The organism is Flavobacterium sp. IC2-16 (genome assembly GCF_055521455.1).
Genome location: NZ_CM145480.1, coordinates 188,283 through 206,731, shown reverse-complemented (window position 1 = coordinate 206,731; position 18,449 = coordinate 188,283). Strand labels below are relative to the sequence as shown.

The following is an 18,449-nucleotide window of genomic DNA, read 5'->3' as shown; positions in this document are numbered from 1 at the left end:
GAATGTCCTGTAAATACAAGCCTTTTTCTAACAAGGGCATAGTATGAAATAAATAGAGGCTATCTGATAAAAATTCCTAAATTTGAGCAACACACAATCAATTTACATGATACCAAAGAATAAACTACGTGAATCCATTTTTCGTCATCTTGACGGTATAGCCTTAGCTCCAGTAGCTGTAACGCTTAACAACAAAGGCGTTTTACAATATCTAATCGATAAAAAAGCAACAACACTTACCGAAGTAAGCACCGCATGTAAAGCCAACGAAGGATATATGAATGTTGCCTTGCGCTTATTGGCTTCACAAGGTTTTTTAGAATATCAGGTAGATAATACCACAAATACGGTTAGTGTGGCTACCAATGCCGTTTCAGAATATGCTTTTTCATTAGTGCCTTTGTATGACGATGTGGTAAAGCTGTTACTAACTACCGATGTATTTACATCAAACACCATAACCGATAGCAGCATCGAGCAATTAGAGCCATTATTCAACAAGTACCGCAAGCATTACAATATGGTTTCTCATGAAAACGAAACCTATAGAGCTGTACAGGAGCAAATGCTTATGCATATAGAAGGCTATTTGGTAGCACCTTTAATTGTTAGTTTAGGTATGAGTGGTATGTTTCACAAGTATTTTATGGAAACCTCGTTTCGTGCAGAAGAGTTTCATAAAAACCCTGAAGCATTTACCAAAATGCTCGATTTCTTTACCCATTTACAATGGTTTACCGAGAAAAACGGAAACTATCAGTTTACCGAAGACGGATTGTTTTTTGCCAAACGCGCCACAGCTTATGGCGTAACGGTATCCTATTTACCCATGTTTAAACACATGAACAGCTTGTTGTTTGGTAACCCGAACGAAATACGCGATCTGGCACCCAATCAAGATGAAATTCACGTAAACCGCGAAATGAATGTATGGGGTAGTGGCGGTGCACATGCAACCTATTTTAAAGTAATAGACGATATTATCATTGCCTTGTTCAATCAGCCTATTGCCGAACAGCCTAAAGGAATTTTAGATATGGGCTGTGGTAATGGTGCCTTTTTGGAGCATATTTTTAATGTAATAGAACGCCATACGTTACGCGGTAAAATGCTAGACGAGCATCCGTTGTTTTTAGTAGGTGCCGATTATAACCAGGCTGCCTTAAAAGTAACCCGAGCCAATTTAATTAAAGCCGACATCTGGGCTAAAGTAATTTGGGGCGATATCGGCGACCCTAAACGCTTGGCCGACGACTTACAGGAAAATTACAACATCGACTTAAAAGATCTTTTAAACGTACGTACCTTTTTAGATCATAACCGTATTTGGGAAGAACCCAAAACCCGAACACCAAACCGAGTTAGTACTTCTACGGGAGCTTTTGCCCATCGAGGGAAACACCTAACCAATGCCGAGGTAGAAGACAATTTACTGGAACATTTTAGCAAATGGGCACCGTATGTGCATCGTTTTGGGTTGTTAATGATAGAATTGCATACCGTACCACCAGCATTAACCGCAGCCAATTTAGGAAGCACTGCCGCTACCGCGTACGATGCCACACACGGCTTTTCCGATCAGTATATTGTAGAAATTCCGGTATTGCATGCCATTGCTGCCGAGGCGGGACTACAACCTGATATGGCGTATTTCAAAAAGTATCCGGCAACCGATTATGCTACGGTAAGTATCAATTTATTAAAAGGCTAATAGGAGCGGGGCTATTCAAAAACTATCTTTGCCATAAATTACATACTATGGAAATCAACTTCACCGAACTTCAAATAACGGTACAGCAAATTATCGATTTGATTGCTGCCAAAGACATAAAAGCAGCTAACAATAAACTGGTAGACGCTAGTGAAATACTGGACGAATTACTGGATCATGCCGAAGAAGACGAACAACTTATCGAAATCAGCAAGTACCAAGTACTGTTAAATCAGTTGCATCAAAAAATAAGCGCGAGTAATTAATAGGGGAGAGTAATTAGGAGTTAGTGATTAGTTAAAAGCATACAGCCTACAGCCAAGTATTCAGTCGCAGTCGCAGTGTTCAGTAAATAAAAAAGCTTACAGCCTACAGCCTACAGCCAAGTTAAACAGTCGCAGTCACAGTGTTCAGTAATTAAAAAAGCTTACAGCCAATAGCTAAAAGTCAACAGCCAACAGCTAAAAGCTAACCGCTAAAAGCTAACCGCAAAGTAAGCATTCACAGTATTCAGTAATTAATAAGTAGCCATCAGTTATAAGCAAACAAAAAATGCAAAAAATTCTACTTTGTTTAGTAATCTTAACTTTTTGTTCTTGTGAAAAGGCATATAAAGTAATTTCCGATGAAAAATTTCAAAAGTTAACGGTACAAGAAATTTTGCTAAAAAAGCCAAATCTTATGGTAATGAAAGTTGGGGATTCTATGTCAGATGAATTTCCAAGACTAGTGGTAAAATCAGATCAATTGTATCTTTTTGATGATGATTGTGAATTAGAGTCCGATTCGACAATTCTTTCCTATTATCCTGCCTTTATAGTTGATGGAGATGGCGAATTTCGTAAAAACGGAATATGGGTTTATACAGAATTTTACTCAGAAGGAACTTTCCCTTTTCATGTTAATGGTATGAAATTCAGTGTAGATTCAATTCCTAAAAACTGGCATAAAAAAGTACCCACTGCAGAAGGTATTTACTTTTACGAAAACAATTCGTTAAAGCTGATGTCAAAAGAACAATCTGAAGAAAAATTTAAAGAGAAGAGGAAAAATGGCTTTTACTTTTTCCCCAACACAGGTAGACTTTTCGATAGATTATACATAAATCAATTAGAGTAGAAAGTAATTGCTTACAGCCTACAGCTTATTGCTTACAGCCAAGTTAAACAGTCACAGTCACAGTATTCAGTAATTAAAAAAGCTTATAGCCTACAGCTTACAGCTTATAGCCTACACAAAGTAAACAGTCTCAGTCACAATGTTCAGTAATTAAGAAAATCTAAAAGCTTACAGCTAAAAGCTTACAGCTAAAAGCCAACAGCTAAAAGCCAACAGCTAAAAGCTAACCGCTAACCGCCAAAAGCTAACCACTAAAAGCCAAATTAAAATATGTCCAAACCTTGTTTTTGTAGTTCCGAAAAACCCTTTTCGCAATGTTGCGAACCCTTTCTGTTAGGTACACAAAAACCGCCAACAGCCGAAGCTTTAATGCGGTCACGATATACCGCCTATTGCCTTCAAAATGCCGAATACTTGCTGGCAACTACACATCCGTCTACACGCAAATACCATAACCGTAAAGATATTTTAGCCTTTGCTTCCCAAAACCATTGGGTACGACTAGAAGTGCTGCAAGCCTCCGAAACCAAAGTTACCTTTAAAGCCTATTATCTGGATGCCCAATTACAACCACAATGCCACTACGAAAAATCTACGTTTAAAAAAGAAGGCGAACAATGGTATTATGTAGATGGGAGGTATGAGTAGTTAGTAGTTAGTAGTTAGTAGTTAGTAGTTAGTAGTTAGTAGTTAGTAGTTAGTAGTTAGTAGTTAGTAGTTAGTAGTTAGTAGTTAGTAGTTAGTAGTTAGTAGTTAGGGATTAGTGATATGCTAAATGCTTACAGCTTACTGCCTAAAGCCTACAGCCAAGTATACAGTCGCAGTCTCAGTGTACAGGGATTAGGAGTTAGGAATTAGTGATACGCTAAATGCTAACAGCTAATCGCTAGCAGCAAAGTTTTTAGTTGCAGTGTTCAGTTGGGTTTGTTTTCCTTTGTAACTTCTCCCTTATCCCTTTTAACTCACAACTCCTAATTCCTAACCCCTAATCACTAACCCCTAACTTAATGAATCGTATTATGCAAATGATCGGGGTTGTTGTTAAAGGGAAAACGTTCAATAATTTCAAACTGTTTAATTTCGGGGTTGAATTTCCGAATAACCACATGGTCGCAAACAAAATGCAAATCCACATCGTCAAACAAACCTTTTGCTTTATTTAAAGCATCGGGCGACAAACGTCGGGCGATAGATAGGTGAGGGTCAGAGCTTGTTTTCTTATCGCTAATACACAACGAGTTGTTTACGTGCTTCATGATAATTTTCAAACCCGTTTTAGAACAAGCGTCGGGCGCAATGTAAAACGCACCGTTGGTATAAGTACCAAACCGGTCAAGGTGTACGTGTATCGGTTCAAAACCGTTGCAAATATAGGTGAGTTGTTTTTTTATATTTTCCAGTTGCAACTCCGAACTTTTAAATTCGTTTATGGTAATATGCGCCTTCGAGTTCTTGCTATTGAACCAGCCCACCTCTTTCGTTAAATCCTCTTTCATGCTGCTAATGCACGATATCACTTCATCGGGTGGTGAAATTGCTATGGAATATAAATTTTGCATTCTAAAATAATCAGTATTACAAAGATACAAAATGTAAAACACTGATTTTTAGTTTATTGTACTTTTAACACTGTTTTGTTTACTTCGAAAACAACTGCTTTTTATCGAGATTCTCATTAATTATTGTCATTGTGTTTTGTATGATTATAGTTTTAAGTTTATGGTTTCGGGGTTGATGCCCATGTAGTGGCAGAATTCGTGTATGGTTACGGCTTGGTGTTTTTGTTTGTTGTTTTGGGTTTTTATTTTGGAGATGATGTTGCGGCATTGGCGCTCGCTTTTTCCTGTGATTTGTTGGATATCTTTCGGATAGATACAGATTCTTTGCATGGGATTTAGTTTTTTAGATAGTTAGACTTTTAGAAGGTTAGACTTTTAGAATGTTAGACTTTTAGAATGTTAGACTTTTAGAAGGTTAGACTTTTAGAAGGTTAGACTTTTAGACTCTTAGAATGTTAGACTTTTAGAATGTTAGACAATTTAGATTTTTAGATTATTCGATTCTTAGGTTTTTGGGTTGTTACATTGGTTGTTTTTTAGGCCTCAAATTTTTACTCGGGTTTACTCGGACTATATACGGCTTATATACGGCTTAAGTACGGCTTAAGTACGGAGTAAAAAAGAGGGTGTTTTTAATGATTTTTCTTTCAAATTTCGAATTCAAACATCGTGCCATTTTGTAGGAAAATTGATTATTTAGGAAATTTTTACACAAAAGGGTATTTTTTGGTATTAATCGGTAAAATGCGGCAATTTCGGCAATGGCACGAATTTTTGGCCTGGGCTTTGTTTTTAGTTTGGCATGAAACATTTATTAATTTTTAAAATTTTATATCATGGCAAAGTCTAAAGGAATTATCAAAATTGAAGGAACGGTTGAAGATTTAACTTTCTACAAACAAGAGGGACAATATTATGTTCGCAAAAAAGGTGGTGTAGATAAAAACCGTATTGCGAACGATGCTAATTTTGTTCGTACTCGTGAGAACAACTCGGAGTTTGGCGGTAGTGGCCGAAGTGGTAAAGTGCTACGCAATGCTTTGGGTACTATGGTGTTTAAGGCGAAAGACAGCCGATTGAGCAGCCGAATGCTTAAAATGATGCATGTGATTAAAAGTTATGATACGGTTTCGAGCCGTGGACAACGCAATGTGGCTGCTGGGCTTGCTACTCCGGAAGGAAAACAGGTTTTAAAAGGGTTTGACTTTAATGGTCGTGCGGAACTTAGCAGTATTTTGTATGCGCCTTACACGCTGGATACGGGAACGGGTGTTATTACACTAAACAACATTTTACCGGCGGAGCAGATTTTATTTCCGCAAGGGGCTACTCATGTGAGTTTTCAAGCGGCGGTTTTGGCGTTGGATTTTGCCACTGAGGAATCGGAAGTGGCGTATTCTAATATTGTAAACTTACCTTTAAACATGACGTTGAATACGGTTGTTTTAACTCCGACTAGTGTACCTACGGGAACGGGACAGCAGTTTTTCTTACTGATGCTTTCATTTTATCAGGAAGTGAACGGTGTACAGTATTCGTTACGTAATGAGGAGTATAATGTGTTGAATATTATTGAGATTGTTTAGAATTATGAATTATGAGTTATAAGTTTTTATTGATTTTTTTGGGAACCCTGTGCTTTGGCATGGGGTTTTCTTTTTTTTGAAATATCACTAAATTTAGTGATTGCGTAGGTGTTATATTATCGGTAAGTTTGGGAAAATTAGATAAACAAACTATGACTAACCAAAATCCTGAACAAATTGCTAGAGACGAAATCGATAAGCAGTTGCTTGCTTGTGGTTGGGTGATACAAAATAAGTCGCAAATTAATTTAGCAGCTAATATTGGTGTAGCAGTACGTGAGTATCAGACTAATGTTGGACCTGCTGATTATGTGTTATTTGTAAATCAAATTCCTGTTGGGGTTATTGAAGCTAAGCGTTCTGAATTGGGACAATCGTTGTCGATGGTGGAGGAGCAGGGAGAAGATTATGCGAAAGCCAAACTCAAATATTTAGATAACGAACCTTTACCATTCGTTTATATTAGTACTGGTGATATTACTAAATTCACTAACTACAAAGATCCAAAACCTAGAGCGAGAGAAGTATTTACGTTTCACCGACCTGAAACTTTAGGGTTGTGGTTGAAAAAAGAGAAAAGTCTTAGAGCTGGTTTATTGAATATTCCTGAATTGCCGACTGACCGCTTACGTGATTGTCAAATTGATACGATTACGAATCTTGAAAAATCGTTTAAGGACTTCAAACCGAAATCGTTGGTGCAAATGGCAACAGGTTCAGGGAAAACCTTTACTGCGATTACGTTTATTTACCGCTTGCTAAAATTTGCTAAGGCAAAACGTGTTCTTTTTTTAGTGGATACCAAAAACTTAGGGGAACAAGCCGAACAAGAATTCATGGCGTATTTACCGAATGATTCCAATAGTAAGTTTACCGAATTATATCCTGTTACTCGATTAAAAAGTAGTTTTATTCCGCAAGATAATCAGGTGTATATTAGTACGATTCAGCGTATGTATTCCATTTTGAAAGGTACGGAATTAGAAGAAAGTGCCGAAGAATTGAATCCGTATGAGTTTGTCCCTAGTAAAGAGCCTGTACCAGTAGTGTATAATGAAAAAATACCAATTGAGTTTTTCGATTTCATCGTAATTGACGAATGTCACCGCAGTATTTACAACTTGTGGCGACAAGTGCTGGATTACTTTGATGCGTTTCAAGTGGGCTTAACGGCTACACCTGATAACCGCACGTTTATGTATTTTAATCAGAATGTGGTTTCGGATTATGGCTATGAAAAAGCGGTGGTGGATGGTGTTTTGGTGCCGTATAATGTATTTACTATTGAAACTAAAATATCTAAAGAAGGTGCTGCTATTGGTTTAGGCGAACAAGTAGACAAACGCGAACGCTTAACCCGAAAAAAATTTTGGGAAACCGTAGATGAAGATATCAGTTACTCGGGTAAACAATTGGATAAAGACATTGTGAATCCTAGTACGATTCGAAGTATTGTTAAAGCCGTTCGTGATAATTTGCCGAATATGTTTCCTGACCGTTTTGACGAACATGGCAATTTTGAAGTACCCAAAATGCTAATTTTTGCCAAAAGCGACAGTCATGCCGAAGATATTATTGACATTGTTCGAGAGGAATTTGGCGAAGAAAATAAGTTTTGTAAAAAGATTACCTATCAATCTACTGAAGACCCGAAAAGCATTTTGAGTCAGTTTCGAAACGAATACTATCCTCGTGTAGCCGTTACGGTAGATATGATTGCAACAGGAACCGATATTCGTCCATTGGAAGTGTTGTTGTTTATGCGTGATGTGAAGAGTAAAAGTTACTACGAACAAATGAAAGGTCGTGGTACGCGAACTTGTACGTTAGAAGAATTACGCAAAACAGGAACACCAACTGCGAAATACAACAAAGACCATTTTGTGATTATTGATGCCATTGGTGTTGAAAAATCACAAAAAACCGATAGCCGACCCTTAGAAAAAGCCCCTGGTGTGGCGTTAAAAGATGTGTTGGGCAATATTGCAATGGGCAACCGTTCGGAAGAAATGTTAACGACTTTAGCTAATCGTTTGATTCGTTTAGACCGACAAATTAATCCTAAAGAAAAAGAAAAATTTGCCGAGTTAGCCAATGGTTTAGAGATTAAGCAAGTGGTACAAAAGTTATTGCAGGCATACGACCCTGATTTAATTCAGAATTTAGAATTTAGAATTCAGAATGATTTAAAAGGACAAGCGCCAGCCGTTATAGAACAAACCATTGAAACGGAACACCGTGCTATTATAGAACAAGCCGTTGCGGTGTTGCATAATCCTGATTTGCGCAATTACATTATAGACGTACGTAAAAAATACGACCAAATTATTGATACCCTCAATATAGACGAAGTAACCAATATGGGTTGGGTAAAAGACGTTACCGAGCAAGCGCAAAGCATAGTAACCGCTTTTGAAACTTGGGTAGCAAATAACCAAGACGAAGCCTTAGCCTTGCAAATTTTTTATGGTGAACCGTATCGTAGAAGGGAATTGACCTATAAAATGATACGCGATTTGTATGAGAAATTGGTTTTGGAACAACCTACCCTAAACGCACCTAAACTTTGGGACGCTTATGCCGAGTTAGAAGATAATCTAGACAAAGACAAGTTAGTAAAACGCTTACCAAGAACTGAAAAACCCAAACAAGATTTGGTACTCTTGGTTTCTGTAATTCGTAAAGCGTTAAAGATAGATGAGTATTTAACGGCTTATGATAAAACGGTGGATAGAAACTTTCAAGAATGGATATTTAAGAAAAATGCGGGACAACACAATACCTTTACCGAAGAACAAATGCAATGGTTGCGCATGATAAAAGATTATATTGCCAATTCCTTTCATTTAGATACCGAAGATTTTGAACTGAACCCGTTTAATGCACACGGTGGTTTAGGTAAGTTTTACCAGTTGTTTGGCAACCAGTATATGGAAATTATTGAAGAATTAAACGAAGTATTAGTAGCTTAAATTAAACCAAATGGGTTAAAATGATATTAAAATTTAACCTAAAAGTACAATAATTAAAATGTTTTTATAAATTTGCAAAAGATTTCATAATGAATTTTTCATTTAAAAATAAAGAATTAGAGAAATTATATACAACGGGAAAGTCAAAAAAACTAAAATTATCTAATGATATTATAGAAAAATTTTTTGCAAGAGTTCAACAAATCGAAGCGGCTGAAAATATTTATGATTTGTGGAATGATAAAGGTTTAAATTTTGAAAAACTCAAAGGAACCGAAAATACCTATTCTATGAGATTAAAATTAAAATATCGATTAGAAATGGAAATTGATTGGCAAAATAGTGAATTAACTATTGGTGATTTCTTACTAACAGACATTTCAAACCATTACGCTTAAACTTATGGCAACAACAAAATTAAGACCTGCTTTAAAATTTGGTCCTGGATATTTTATTAAAGAACAAATGGAATATCGTAATTGGACTCAAGAAGAGTTAGCAGAAATAATGGGAATTACAATTAAACATCTCAATAAAATTTTAAAAGACAAGCAATCCATAACCTTAGATATCGCAAAAATATTAGGTGAGGTTTTTGATACAACACCTCAATATTGGTTAAGTTTAGATGCTAATTATAGACTTTGGTTAGAATCCAAACAATCTGAAAAGGAGAAGCAAGCTGAACTAAAGGCAAACTTATATGAAAGAATGCCAATCAGAGATATGATCGCTAAAAATTGGATACCAAATTTTGAATCTGTTTATGATTTATACGATAGTGTCTTAGATTTTATGGGGGTAAAAAAAATAGATTTTACAGAATGGGATAGTAAAATTACTCCTTTATTAGCAAGAAAATCAGAAAGTTTTAATCAATATAAGGCATCTTATACCTACACATGGTATGTACAAGCGATGAAGGTGGCTGATAGCTATACTGTTACTAAATTCGATAAAAATAAACTGAATGAATTATTTTTAAAAATCAACGAATTTAGTGTTTCAGATAATGGGATTAACTTGTTTATAAAAGAATTAGAAAAAGCTGGAGTTATCTTTTTTGTATTACCTCATTTACAAAAAACCTATTTAGATGGTGCTGCTTTTTACAATAAACAAAATCCAGTAATTGTTTATACAGCTAGATATAAAAGAATAGATAATTTTTGGTTTACTATCGCTCACGAAATTGCTCATGTTTTGTATCACTTAAACGAAGAAAACACCTTCTTTTTAGATAATTTTAAAGATACAGATATAGATGAATTAGAAAAAGAAGCCAATGAAAAAGCAGCTGAAGTATTAAAGCATCAAGAAATTTTAGATTTCCTTAAATCCAAAATAAATTATCTATCTGTAAACGATATTACTAATTGTGCCCACTCAGTTATCATACATCCTGCAATTATTATTGGGAAATTAGCGTATGATAAAACCATTTCGTATGCCAATCAAAAATTGTTTAACGACAATGTTCTAGATTATATTGACTCTAAATATTTAAAAGTTGAATAAATGATTTCTAACTGGCAAACAAAAAAACTTGGAGAAGTTTGTAAATATTCTAAAGGTAAAAAACCTAAATTACTTGTTAAAGACAAGAAAGAAAATATTAACATCCCATACATAAATATAAAAGCATTCGAAAAAGGAATTTTCGATGAATATACTGATGGTGAAAAGTGTAATTTGTGTGAAGATGGTGATTTATTAATGGTTTGGGATGGTGCTAGAGCTGGTTTTTCAGGTAAAGCTAAAAAAGGTGCTGTTGGTTCAACATTAATGAAGATAGAGCCCATTAAAGAAATAGTTGAAAAAAATTATATCTACTACTTTTTACAATCTGTTTACAAAAAATTAAATACCAATCCTCGAGGTGTTGGTATACCTCATGTTGAACCTACTTTGTTATGGAATTCGGAATTAATCGTTCCCGCACTACAAACCCAACAATCTATCGTTTCCAAAATAGAAGAACTTTTTAGCGAGTTAGACCAAGGCATAGCCGATTTAAAAACCGCACAAACGCAATTAAAAGTGTACCGCCAAAGTGTGTTAAAACATGCATTTGAAGGAAAACTAACCAATAAAAATGTAAAAGAGGGCGAGTTGCCTGAGGGGTGGGAAGTTGATAAAATTTCTAGTGTTTCAACAATCAATCCCAAATTACCAAATAAGGAATTGATAAGTCTAGATTTAGAAGTTCAGTTTTTACCTATGAAACTTGTTGAAGAAATTAAAAATAAAATTCATTTAACAGAAATTAAAAAGTTTAGTGAAGTACAAAAAGGTAGTTATACACCATTTATAGATGGAGACATCATTTTTGCTAAAGTTACTCCTTGTATGGAAAATGGTAAGATTGCTATTGTTGATAAACTTAAAAATAAAATTGGATATGGTTCTTCAGAATTTCATGTAATTAGATGTTTAGAAAGGGTTTTAAATAAATATATTTTTTATTTCATTGTTCAAGACAGATTTAGAAGTGAAGCAGAAAATGAAATGACTGGTGCTGTAGGATTAAGACGTGTACCTAAACAATTTATAGAAAATTATTTTATTTCAATACCACCAATCGAAGAACAACACCTTATTGTTCAAGAAATCGAAAGTCGTTTAAGTGTTGCTGATAAAATGGAGGAAAGCATTCAAGAGAGTTTACAAAAAGCAGAAGCACTAAGGCAAAGTATTTTGAAAAAGGCGTTTAGTGGGGAGTTGGTTTAAAAGAAAAAAGATAGTAATGGCAAATTTAGATAACATAGCAAAAAATTATTCTTCACTTATAAATGAAGTTAAATCAGGGCAAATAAAAATACCACAGTTTCAAAGAAACTTTGTATGGGATATAAGAAGTTCTGCAAAATTGATAGATAGTATTATAAAAGGTTATCCTATTGGAACGTTTATTTTTTGGAGAACGGATGAAGAATTACGTTCTGTTAAGGATATAGGTAATATAAGTTTACCTAAACAAGAAAAGGGTGAATTTGTCAATTATGTTTTAGATGGGCAACAAAGATTAACATCTTTTTTTGCTGCGGTTAGTGGTGAAATAATAGAAAGAGCAGATAAAAGAAAAGAAAATTTTGCAAATATTTTTATAGATCTTGATGCAAGTATTGAGAATGATGATGAATTAGTAATTAATGACATTGAAGGAAAGTCTGAATATAGTACCATCAGATTAACAGATTTGTTAAATGCTGATTTTACATTTCTAGCTAGTTATCCAAGTGAGTATCAACAAAAATTAATCAATTATCAAAATATAATTAAAGGTTATAATTTCAATATTATTAATCTTAAAGATGCTTCAATAGATGTAGCTACAGAAGTTTTTACAAGATTGAATGTAGGTGGAAAGGCGCTAACTCTTTTTGAAATAATGGTTGCAAAAACCTATGACGTAAATTCTAATTTTGACCTAGCCGATAAATATTCTTTACTTATCAACGAACTTAGAGACGTAAAATATGAAGAAATTTCTTCTGCAACATTATTACAAATAGTTGCAATAATTGCTGAGAGAGATTGCACAAGAAAAACTATTTTGAAACTAGATAAACATGAGTTTATAAAAACTTGGGATGTTGCTGTTAGTTGTTTAAAAGATACAATAGATTATTTAAAATCTTATGGTATTCCTGTTTCAAGACTTTTGCCTTACAATGCTATTTTGGTGCCGTTTAGTTATTTCTTTTATAAACATAAATATAAACCTACGGGAGATATCAAAAAAATGCTTGATGACTTCTTTTGGAGAGTTTCATTAGGTAATAGATATTCATCTGGTGTTGAAGGTAAAATAGCACAAGACATAAATAAAATAGACCAAATTATCAATTCAATTTTACCTAAATATGAATGGTCAGTTGATATTTCTCCACAATTTTTAATGCATCCTTCAATAGGATATTTTAGTACAAGTAGAAGTTACATAAAGGCTATACTTTGTCTATATGCTATGAAAAAACCAAAATCATTTGATAATAATTTAGATGTAAAAATTGATAATAGCTATTTAAAAGTTACAACAAGCAAAAATTATCATCATTTTTTTCCAAAATCTTGGATGCGAAAAAATTATCCAGAAAAAGGATATAATGAATATAATCATATTCTTAACATTACTATAGTTGATGATTTTTTAAACAAACGTCAAATAGGAGCTAAATCACCTTCAACTTATATGGAAAAATTTATAAACGATAATGAAGAAATTTCAGAGACAATGAAAACTCACTTAATTAATGAGATTCAAGAATCTGGAATACTTAATAACGATTACGATTTATTTTTTAAATCAAGAGCATTAGCAGTTAGCCAAGAATTATCTAAAATGATTATTTCACAAGAAACTGGAAGTGAACATTATGAAGATATATCAGATTTTTCAGAAGAAGAAATTGAAATTGAGATAGATGAATTAATGGAATAGTTATGCTTTTACTACTTAATAATCTTATGAAATTTAATTTAGAAAAAATAGTTTTAAAGAATCATCCACTATTTGGAGAAACTTTTGAATTGAACCTAACTGACGAAACTGATTTTATTAATAATGAAAACATTTTTGATGCACCTTATGCAACCTTAATAATTGGTCCTAATGGCACGGGAAAAAGTTTATTGTTAAAAGAAATATCTGATATTTTTTTGTATTTAAAAAGGGCACGTGAAAGCGGGGATAGTTTCACAAAATATAACAGTTTTTTTGAAATTACTTATTCTTTATATGGTAATACGATTAGTGTAAAAAACTATTATAATGAAGAAGATAAGACAAAACGGTTACCTATTACAATTAATAAAAATAGAGAGGATATTCTTGTCAAAGACTTAGAATTACCTGAAAATATAATAGTTTCTTCTTTATTACTAAATGACAAGTTTACTGTTAATAGAGATTATCCAAATTATTATAAATATTTAGGTATTAGAAATCTAAAAACCCCTAGTTTAGCTGGTACTAAAAATAATATTAAAAGAACATTAGACTTAATTTATTATAATTTAGGTCAAAACCAAACCGAAATATTATACAAAATCAAATCATTATTAAGTTTTTTAAATTACGATGAAGCATTTAGAATTAATTACAAATTGAGATATAAAGATTATTTTTTTAATCAACCATTAACTGTTGATCGATTTGATTTTTTATTTCAAAATTTTAATGACCCAAATAAAGGTTTCTCAACAAGAAAAGATTCTGATTTTATTCCTTTTGGTGTTAGGTACTATAAAAGTAATGTTGAAAAAAATGTAAAATTAAAATCTGATATTGTAGAATTTATAAATTATATCAGAGAAACTAATTTAAACAGTTTATCGATTGATATATTTACTGATAAAATACCTTTAAATTATTATGCCCTATTAGGTGATTTAAATTCTTTAGACTTAATAACTTTTCCTCAATTAAACTTAAAAAGAAAAGAAAAACCTTTGAGTATAACTGATATTAGTTCTGGTGAATATCATATGCTTATGAGTTTTATAGGTATTTATGCATCTATTGAACATAATAGTTTAATCTTAATTGATGAACCTGAAATAAGTTTACATCCAAACTGGCAAATGCGATATATTTCTTATTTGAAAGAAATTTTTAAAGATTATCAAAGTTGTCATTTTTTAATAACTTCTCACTCACACTTCTTTGCTTCAGATTTGGATGGTAGACATTCTAAAATAATTGGGTTAAAGAGAAATGATATTGACAAAATTGATTTAGTTGATTTACCCAAAGATCTTAATACTTTTGGTTGGTCTGCTGAAGAAGTATTATACAGTATTTTTAATGTTAGATCCATGAGAAATAGTTTTTTTGAATATGATTTAACTAAAATCGTAACAATGTTGAATAGAAATTCAAATGATTATGCTGAAATAAGTAGATTAATTGAGAAATTTTCTTATATAAAATTAAGTGAGAAAGATCCATTAAATATAATTATTGAGAAAGCTAAAAAATATCTAGAAAGTAATGTTTAATATAACTCAAAGAATCTCCTTGTCTAGTAAGTCAAAAAAACTTATTAGAAAACTTATAAGAAAAAAGAAAGGTCTAAATAGTAAATCTTGGGACGATATTCAGAATAGTGTAAAAAATGAAATATCCAGAAAACTTCTTGAAACTCATGGGCCAAAATGTATTTATTGTGAGAGATATTTTATAGGGGAAAAAAATGAAATTGATCATTTTGCTCATAAAGGCGATTATTCACAATATACATTTATAACGACTAATCTATTCTATGCCTGTAATTATTGTAATTCAATGATTAAAAATCAAAGAGATACACTTAGAGATTTACCTAATATAAATTATAGATTAAATGATTTTGAAATAGCGCATCCATATTTTCATAACACAGATATAGAAATTGTTTTTAAAGATGCAGATAGAATATATTATGATTGGGATAATTGCACGGATTTAGGCAAAAGGACTATCACTTTTTGGGAATGGGATGAATTTATCTTTACTACTATAAGGTCAGAAACTCTAGTGCGTCAGAGATTAAATCCATTAACTTCGCAACAGGAAGAAAAGTTAATAAACAAAATAATAGCATATAAATAAAATGAGCAACGCAAATTCCACAATAGTAAGCAAAGTATGGGCATTCTGCCAAACCCTAAGAGATGATGGGGTAGGTTATGGCGATTACCTGGAGCAGTTAACGTATTTACTGTTTTTAAAAATGGCACACGAGTACAGTTTGCCTCCGCACAATCGTAGCTTAAATATTCCAACCAACTTAAACTGGGAAAGTCTTTTAAACAAAAGCGGAGAAGAATTAGAAGTGCATTATACGAAAATGCTGCGTGAGTTGGGGCAAAGCAAAGGTATTTTAGGGCAAATTTTTACCAAAAGTCAAAACAAAATACAAGACCCAGCCAAGCTTTTCAAACTCATCAAAATGATAGATGCTGAAAACTGGGTTATGATGGGTGTAAAAGACAAAGGCGACATATACGAAGGCTTGTTAGAGAAAAACGCAGAAGATACCAAAAGTGGGGCTGGGCAATACTTTACGCCACGTCCTTTAATCAAAGCGATGGTTACGTGTTTGAATCCGCAACCTATGAAAACCATAGGCGACCCCGCTTGTGGTACAGGAGGTTTCTTTTTAGCGGCTTACGACCATTTAACCGAGCAAAACTTAGACAAAGAACAAAAGCAGTTTTTAAAATACCACACGTTTAGAGGTAACGAAATTGTAGCGAGTACGCGTCGTTTAGCGTTAATGAACTTGTTTTTACACAACATAGGTGATATTGATTCGGATAATTTTATTTCGCCAAACGATTCCCTAGTAGCCGATAATGGCGACCGCTTTGATTATATCTTAGCCAATCCGCCTTTCGGTAAAAAAAGTAGCATGACCATTACAAACGAAGCAGGCGAACAAGAAAAAGACGATTTAACCTATAACCGTCAGGATTTCTGGGTTACTACCAGTAACAAACAGTTGAACTTCGTACAACACATTAAAACCCAATTAAAAGAAAACGGTAAAGCAGCAATAGTCTTACCAGATAATGTTTTGTTTGAAGGTGGTGCAGGAGAATCGGTTCGTAAAAAGTTATTAGAAACTACCAATTTACATACGATTTTACGTTTACCAACCGGTATTTTCTATGCCAATGGTGTAAAAGCAAATGTATTGTTCTTTGATGGTAAACCCGCTAGTAAAGAAGTTTGGACAAAAGAGATTTGGGTGTACGATTACAGAACCAATATTCATCATACTTTAAAGAAAAATCCATTAAAATATAGCGATTTACAAGAGTTCCTAGATTTGTATTTAGATGGTAATACGGCTAAACGTAAAGAAACGTATTCAGAGGCCAATCCAGAAGGCAGATGGCGTAAATTTTCTTACGATGATGTCATTTCCCGAGACAAAACAAGTTTAGACATCACTTGGTTAAAAGACAAATCCCTAGCTGATTTAGACAATCTACCCGACCCTGATGAATTGGCTGAAGAGATTATTGAGAATATTGAAGCGGGACTGGAGGGTTTCAGAGCTGTTTTAAATGGGTTGAAAATATAAAAGCATCATCTTTATTCTATACCACAACTTTGGTTTTGAAGTATTCAATTTTACAAGCTTATGGCTATTTTTCAATTCTTTTAAACTAATGTAATTGTATTGTGTGTTTTTTTACTAGGTTGGTTTTACATCCAATTCATTAATTTGAGCCTTGTAATTGTTGGGCAGGAGCAAAGCCTTTACCAGTCCGTCGAGTTTTAAAAACCGACTTATTTTATATGCAGGAACAGCGGGTGTAAGTATAGAGAACCCCTCCAGGTGTAACAAGCTTTTCACCTGAGGCGGCACCACCAGCTTTTGCGCTTCGAGCATCAGCATATAGCGAACATTGCCCAGGTGTTTTTGGTATTGTTGAAACAAATCGGCAGTAAAACGACTATGCAGTAAATTTTCGTTTAAATGCGCTTCGCGTACCGGTAACCATTCGGTATAAGTAAGTGGCAAATCCTTAAGCCCCATGCGGTCACCCACACGGTAAAACACGTTGTAGACCTCTTCTTTTTCGGCCTCCGTTAGGCGGCGTTCCAAAAGCTCGTACGAAGCAATAGAATAGTGAATAAGCATAAACAGCACATCGCGATACGCCCAGTCGGGTATTTGAGCCCCACGGTTTTGCTCTACAGCACTGTGAATATGGCGCATGGTATCGATGGCTTTGTTGGCATCTACAAGAGGAGCAAAAACAATCATTCGGGCATAACGCACCGTAGAAAAAAGTCGGCCTAGCGGGTCGGAGGGAAGCTTTCCGGTAAAATAAAGCCAGTCTACAGCCTTGTTCAGGGCGAATTCGGCAGCCGCTCCGGCAAAAATAAAGAGTATGGTATCGCTTTTGCCCCAAATGGTGCGTACAATGGAGTTTTGAGTTACGAAGTATTCCATTTTTAAGAATGTAATTTTTTGATGATGTGCTATACGTACAACGAAACCCAATCTTCTTTTAGTATATTTGAGGAGAACAAACTACACCTATAGTTACCTTATGAAACTACTCACCTTCAACAAAACCTACTTTCTGCTTACGGTTTTACTCTTTACGGTAGAAGTGCTCATTGCATTGTATGTGCACGACAGTTTTATTAGGCCGTATATGGGCGATGTATTGATGGTGATTTTACTCTACTGCTTTTGTAAAACCTTTTTAAAACTCCCCATGAAGCCAGTAGCCATTGGTGTATTGCTTTTTGCCTTTGCCATTGAGTTTTTACAATATTTGAATGTGGTGGAAGTGTTAGGATTACAACACTCTAAAATAGCACGTACGGTAATTGGAACATCGTTTTCGTGGGCCGATATAGTATGTTATGCCGTTGGTATTGCGGCTGTAGTGTGTATAGAACGTTTTAGCAACCCTTTTAAGCAATAAGCGTCTACTGTATTATGCTGTATTTCAAGATGTTAACCTTGTACAACTGCCCTTTTTTTCGTAA

Annotated in this window: 17 protein-coding genes; 14 read left to right on the top strand and 3 right to left on the bottom strand. The window is 34.0% G+C overall.

Annotated features, from left to right (window positions below):
- The first annotated feature begins 106 nt into the window (after positions 1-106).
- The 4 genes from ACZ1JT_RS00910 to ACZ1JT_RS00895 all read left to right on the top strand — a co-directional run bounded on the left by ACZ1JT_RS00910 (position 107) and on the right by ACZ1JT_RS00895 (position 3,478).
- Positions 107-1,711: a class I SAM-dependent methyltransferase gene (locus tag ACZ1JT_RS00910; protein ID WP_465094292.1), complete on the top strand. Its 1,605-nt coding sequence runs from the start codon at positions 107-109 to the stop codon at positions 1,709-1,711.
- A 47-nt stretch (positions 1,712-1,758) separates the two neighbouring features.
- Positions 1,759-1,977, top strand: a complete 219-nt coding sequence (locus ACZ1JT_RS00905) for a hypothetical protein (RefSeq protein WP_465094291.1) — start codon at positions 1,759-1,761, stop codon at positions 1,975-1,977.
- A 286-nt stretch (positions 1,978-2,263) separates the two neighbouring features.
- Positions 2,264-2,830: a hypothetical protein gene (locus ACZ1JT_RS00900; protein WP_465094290.1), complete on the top strand. Its 567-nt coding sequence runs from the start codon at positions 2,264-2,266 to the stop codon at positions 2,828-2,830.
- A 270-nt stretch (positions 2,831-3,100) separates the two neighbouring features.
- Positions 3,101-3,478: a YchJ family protein gene (locus ACZ1JT_RS00895; protein ID WP_465094289.1), complete on the top strand. Its 378-nt coding sequence runs from the start codon at positions 3,101-3,103 to the stop codon at positions 3,476-3,478.
- A 356-nt stretch (positions 3,479-3,834) separates the two neighbouring features.
- Here ACZ1JT_RS00895 and ACZ1JT_RS00890 read toward each other — a convergent pair whose 3' ends face one another.
- The gene (locus ACZ1JT_RS00890) at positions 3,835-4,389 is read right to left on the bottom strand and encodes a 2'-5' RNA ligase family protein (protein WP_465094288.1); all 555 of its coding nucleotides are present in this window, start codon (positions 4,387-4,389) and stop codon (positions 3,835-3,837) included.
- Positions 4,390-4,533: 144 nt separating this feature from the next.
- On the bottom strand, positions 4,534-4,719 hold the full coding sequence (locus ACZ1JT_RS00885; RefSeq protein ID WP_465094287.1) for a hypothetical protein: 186 nt from the start codon (positions 4,717-4,719) through the stop codon (positions 4,534-4,536).
- 506 nt (positions 4,720-5,225) lie between these two features.
- Between ACZ1JT_RS00885 and ACZ1JT_RS00880 the strand changes: the two genes are divergently transcribed.
- The 9 genes from ACZ1JT_RS00880 (at position 5,226) to ACZ1JT_RS00840 (ending at position 17,022) form a co-directional block, all read left to right on the top strand.
- Positions 5,226-5,975: a hypothetical protein gene (locus tag ACZ1JT_RS00880; RefSeq protein WP_465094286.1), complete on the top strand. Its 750-nt coding sequence runs from the start codon at positions 5,226-5,228 to the stop codon at positions 5,973-5,975.
- Between the two features lie 152 nt (positions 5,976-6,127).
- Positions 6,128-8,947 carry a type I restriction endonuclease subunit R gene (locus ACZ1JT_RS00875; RefSeq protein WP_465094285.1) on the top strand — a complete coding sequence of 940 codons (2,820 nt, stop codon included), beginning with the start codon at positions 6,128-6,130 and terminating at the stop codon, positions 8,945-8,947.
- Positions 8,948-9,036: 89 nt separating this feature from the next.
- On the top strand, positions 9,037-9,345 hold the full coding sequence (locus ACZ1JT_RS00870) for a type II toxin-antitoxin system RelE/ParE family toxin (RefSeq protein ID WP_465094284.1): 309 nt from the start codon (positions 9,037-9,039) through the stop codon (positions 9,343-9,345).
- Between the two features lie 4 nt (positions 9,346-9,349).
- Positions 9,350-10,465, top strand: a complete 1,116-nt coding sequence (locus ACZ1JT_RS00865; protein WP_465094283.1) for a HigA family addiction module antitoxin — start codon at positions 9,350-9,352, stop codon at positions 10,463-10,465.
- The gene (locus ACZ1JT_RS00860; protein ID WP_465094282.1) at positions 10,466-11,677 is read left to right on the top strand and encodes a restriction endonuclease subunit S; all 1,212 of its coding nucleotides are present in this window, start codon (positions 10,466-10,468) and stop codon (positions 11,675-11,677) included.
- A 16-nt stretch (positions 11,678-11,693) separates the two neighbouring features.
- Positions 11,694-13,391, top strand: a complete 1,698-nt coding sequence (locus tag ACZ1JT_RS00855) for a GmrSD restriction endonuclease domain-containing protein (RefSeq protein WP_465094281.1) — start codon at positions 11,694-11,696, stop codon at positions 13,389-13,391.
- A 26-nt stretch (positions 13,392-13,417) separates the two neighbouring features.
- Entirely contained in the window at positions 13,418-14,950 is a 1,533-nt protein-coding gene (locus ACZ1JT_RS00850) for an AAA family ATPase (protein WP_465094280.1), read from the top strand.
- A complete protein-coding gene (locus ACZ1JT_RS00845; protein WP_465094279.1) occupies positions 14,943-15,542 on the top strand; it encodes an HNH endonuclease family protein in 600 nt (199 codons plus the stop codon). Before ACZ1JT_RS00850 ends, ACZ1JT_RS00845 begins: the two co-directional genes overlap by 8 nt.
- A gap of 1 nt (position 15,543) precedes the next feature.
- Positions 15,544-17,022: a class I SAM-dependent DNA methyltransferase gene (locus ACZ1JT_RS00840; RefSeq protein ID WP_465094278.1), complete on the top strand. Its 1,479-nt coding sequence runs from the start codon at positions 15,544-15,546 to the stop codon at positions 17,020-17,022.
- A 114-nt stretch (positions 17,023-17,136) separates the two neighbouring features.
- Here the strand turns inward: ACZ1JT_RS00840 and ACZ1JT_RS00835 are convergent, their stop codons facing one another.
- Complete coding sequence (locus ACZ1JT_RS00835) at positions 17,137-17,901, bottom strand: oxygenase MpaB family protein (RefSeq protein ID WP_465094277.1); 765 nt, start codon at positions 17,899-17,901, stop codon at positions 17,137-17,139.
- 100 nt (positions 17,902-18,001) lie between these two features.
- On the opposite strand from ACZ1JT_RS00835, the gene ACZ1JT_RS00830 reads away from it, so the two are divergent.
- Positions 18,002-18,385, top strand: coding sequence for a ribosomal maturation YjgA family protein (locus ACZ1JT_RS00830; protein WP_465094276.1), 384 nt, complete (start codon positions 18,002-18,004; stop codon positions 18,383-18,385).
- The last annotated feature ends 64 nt before the right edge of the window (positions 18,386-18,449 follow it).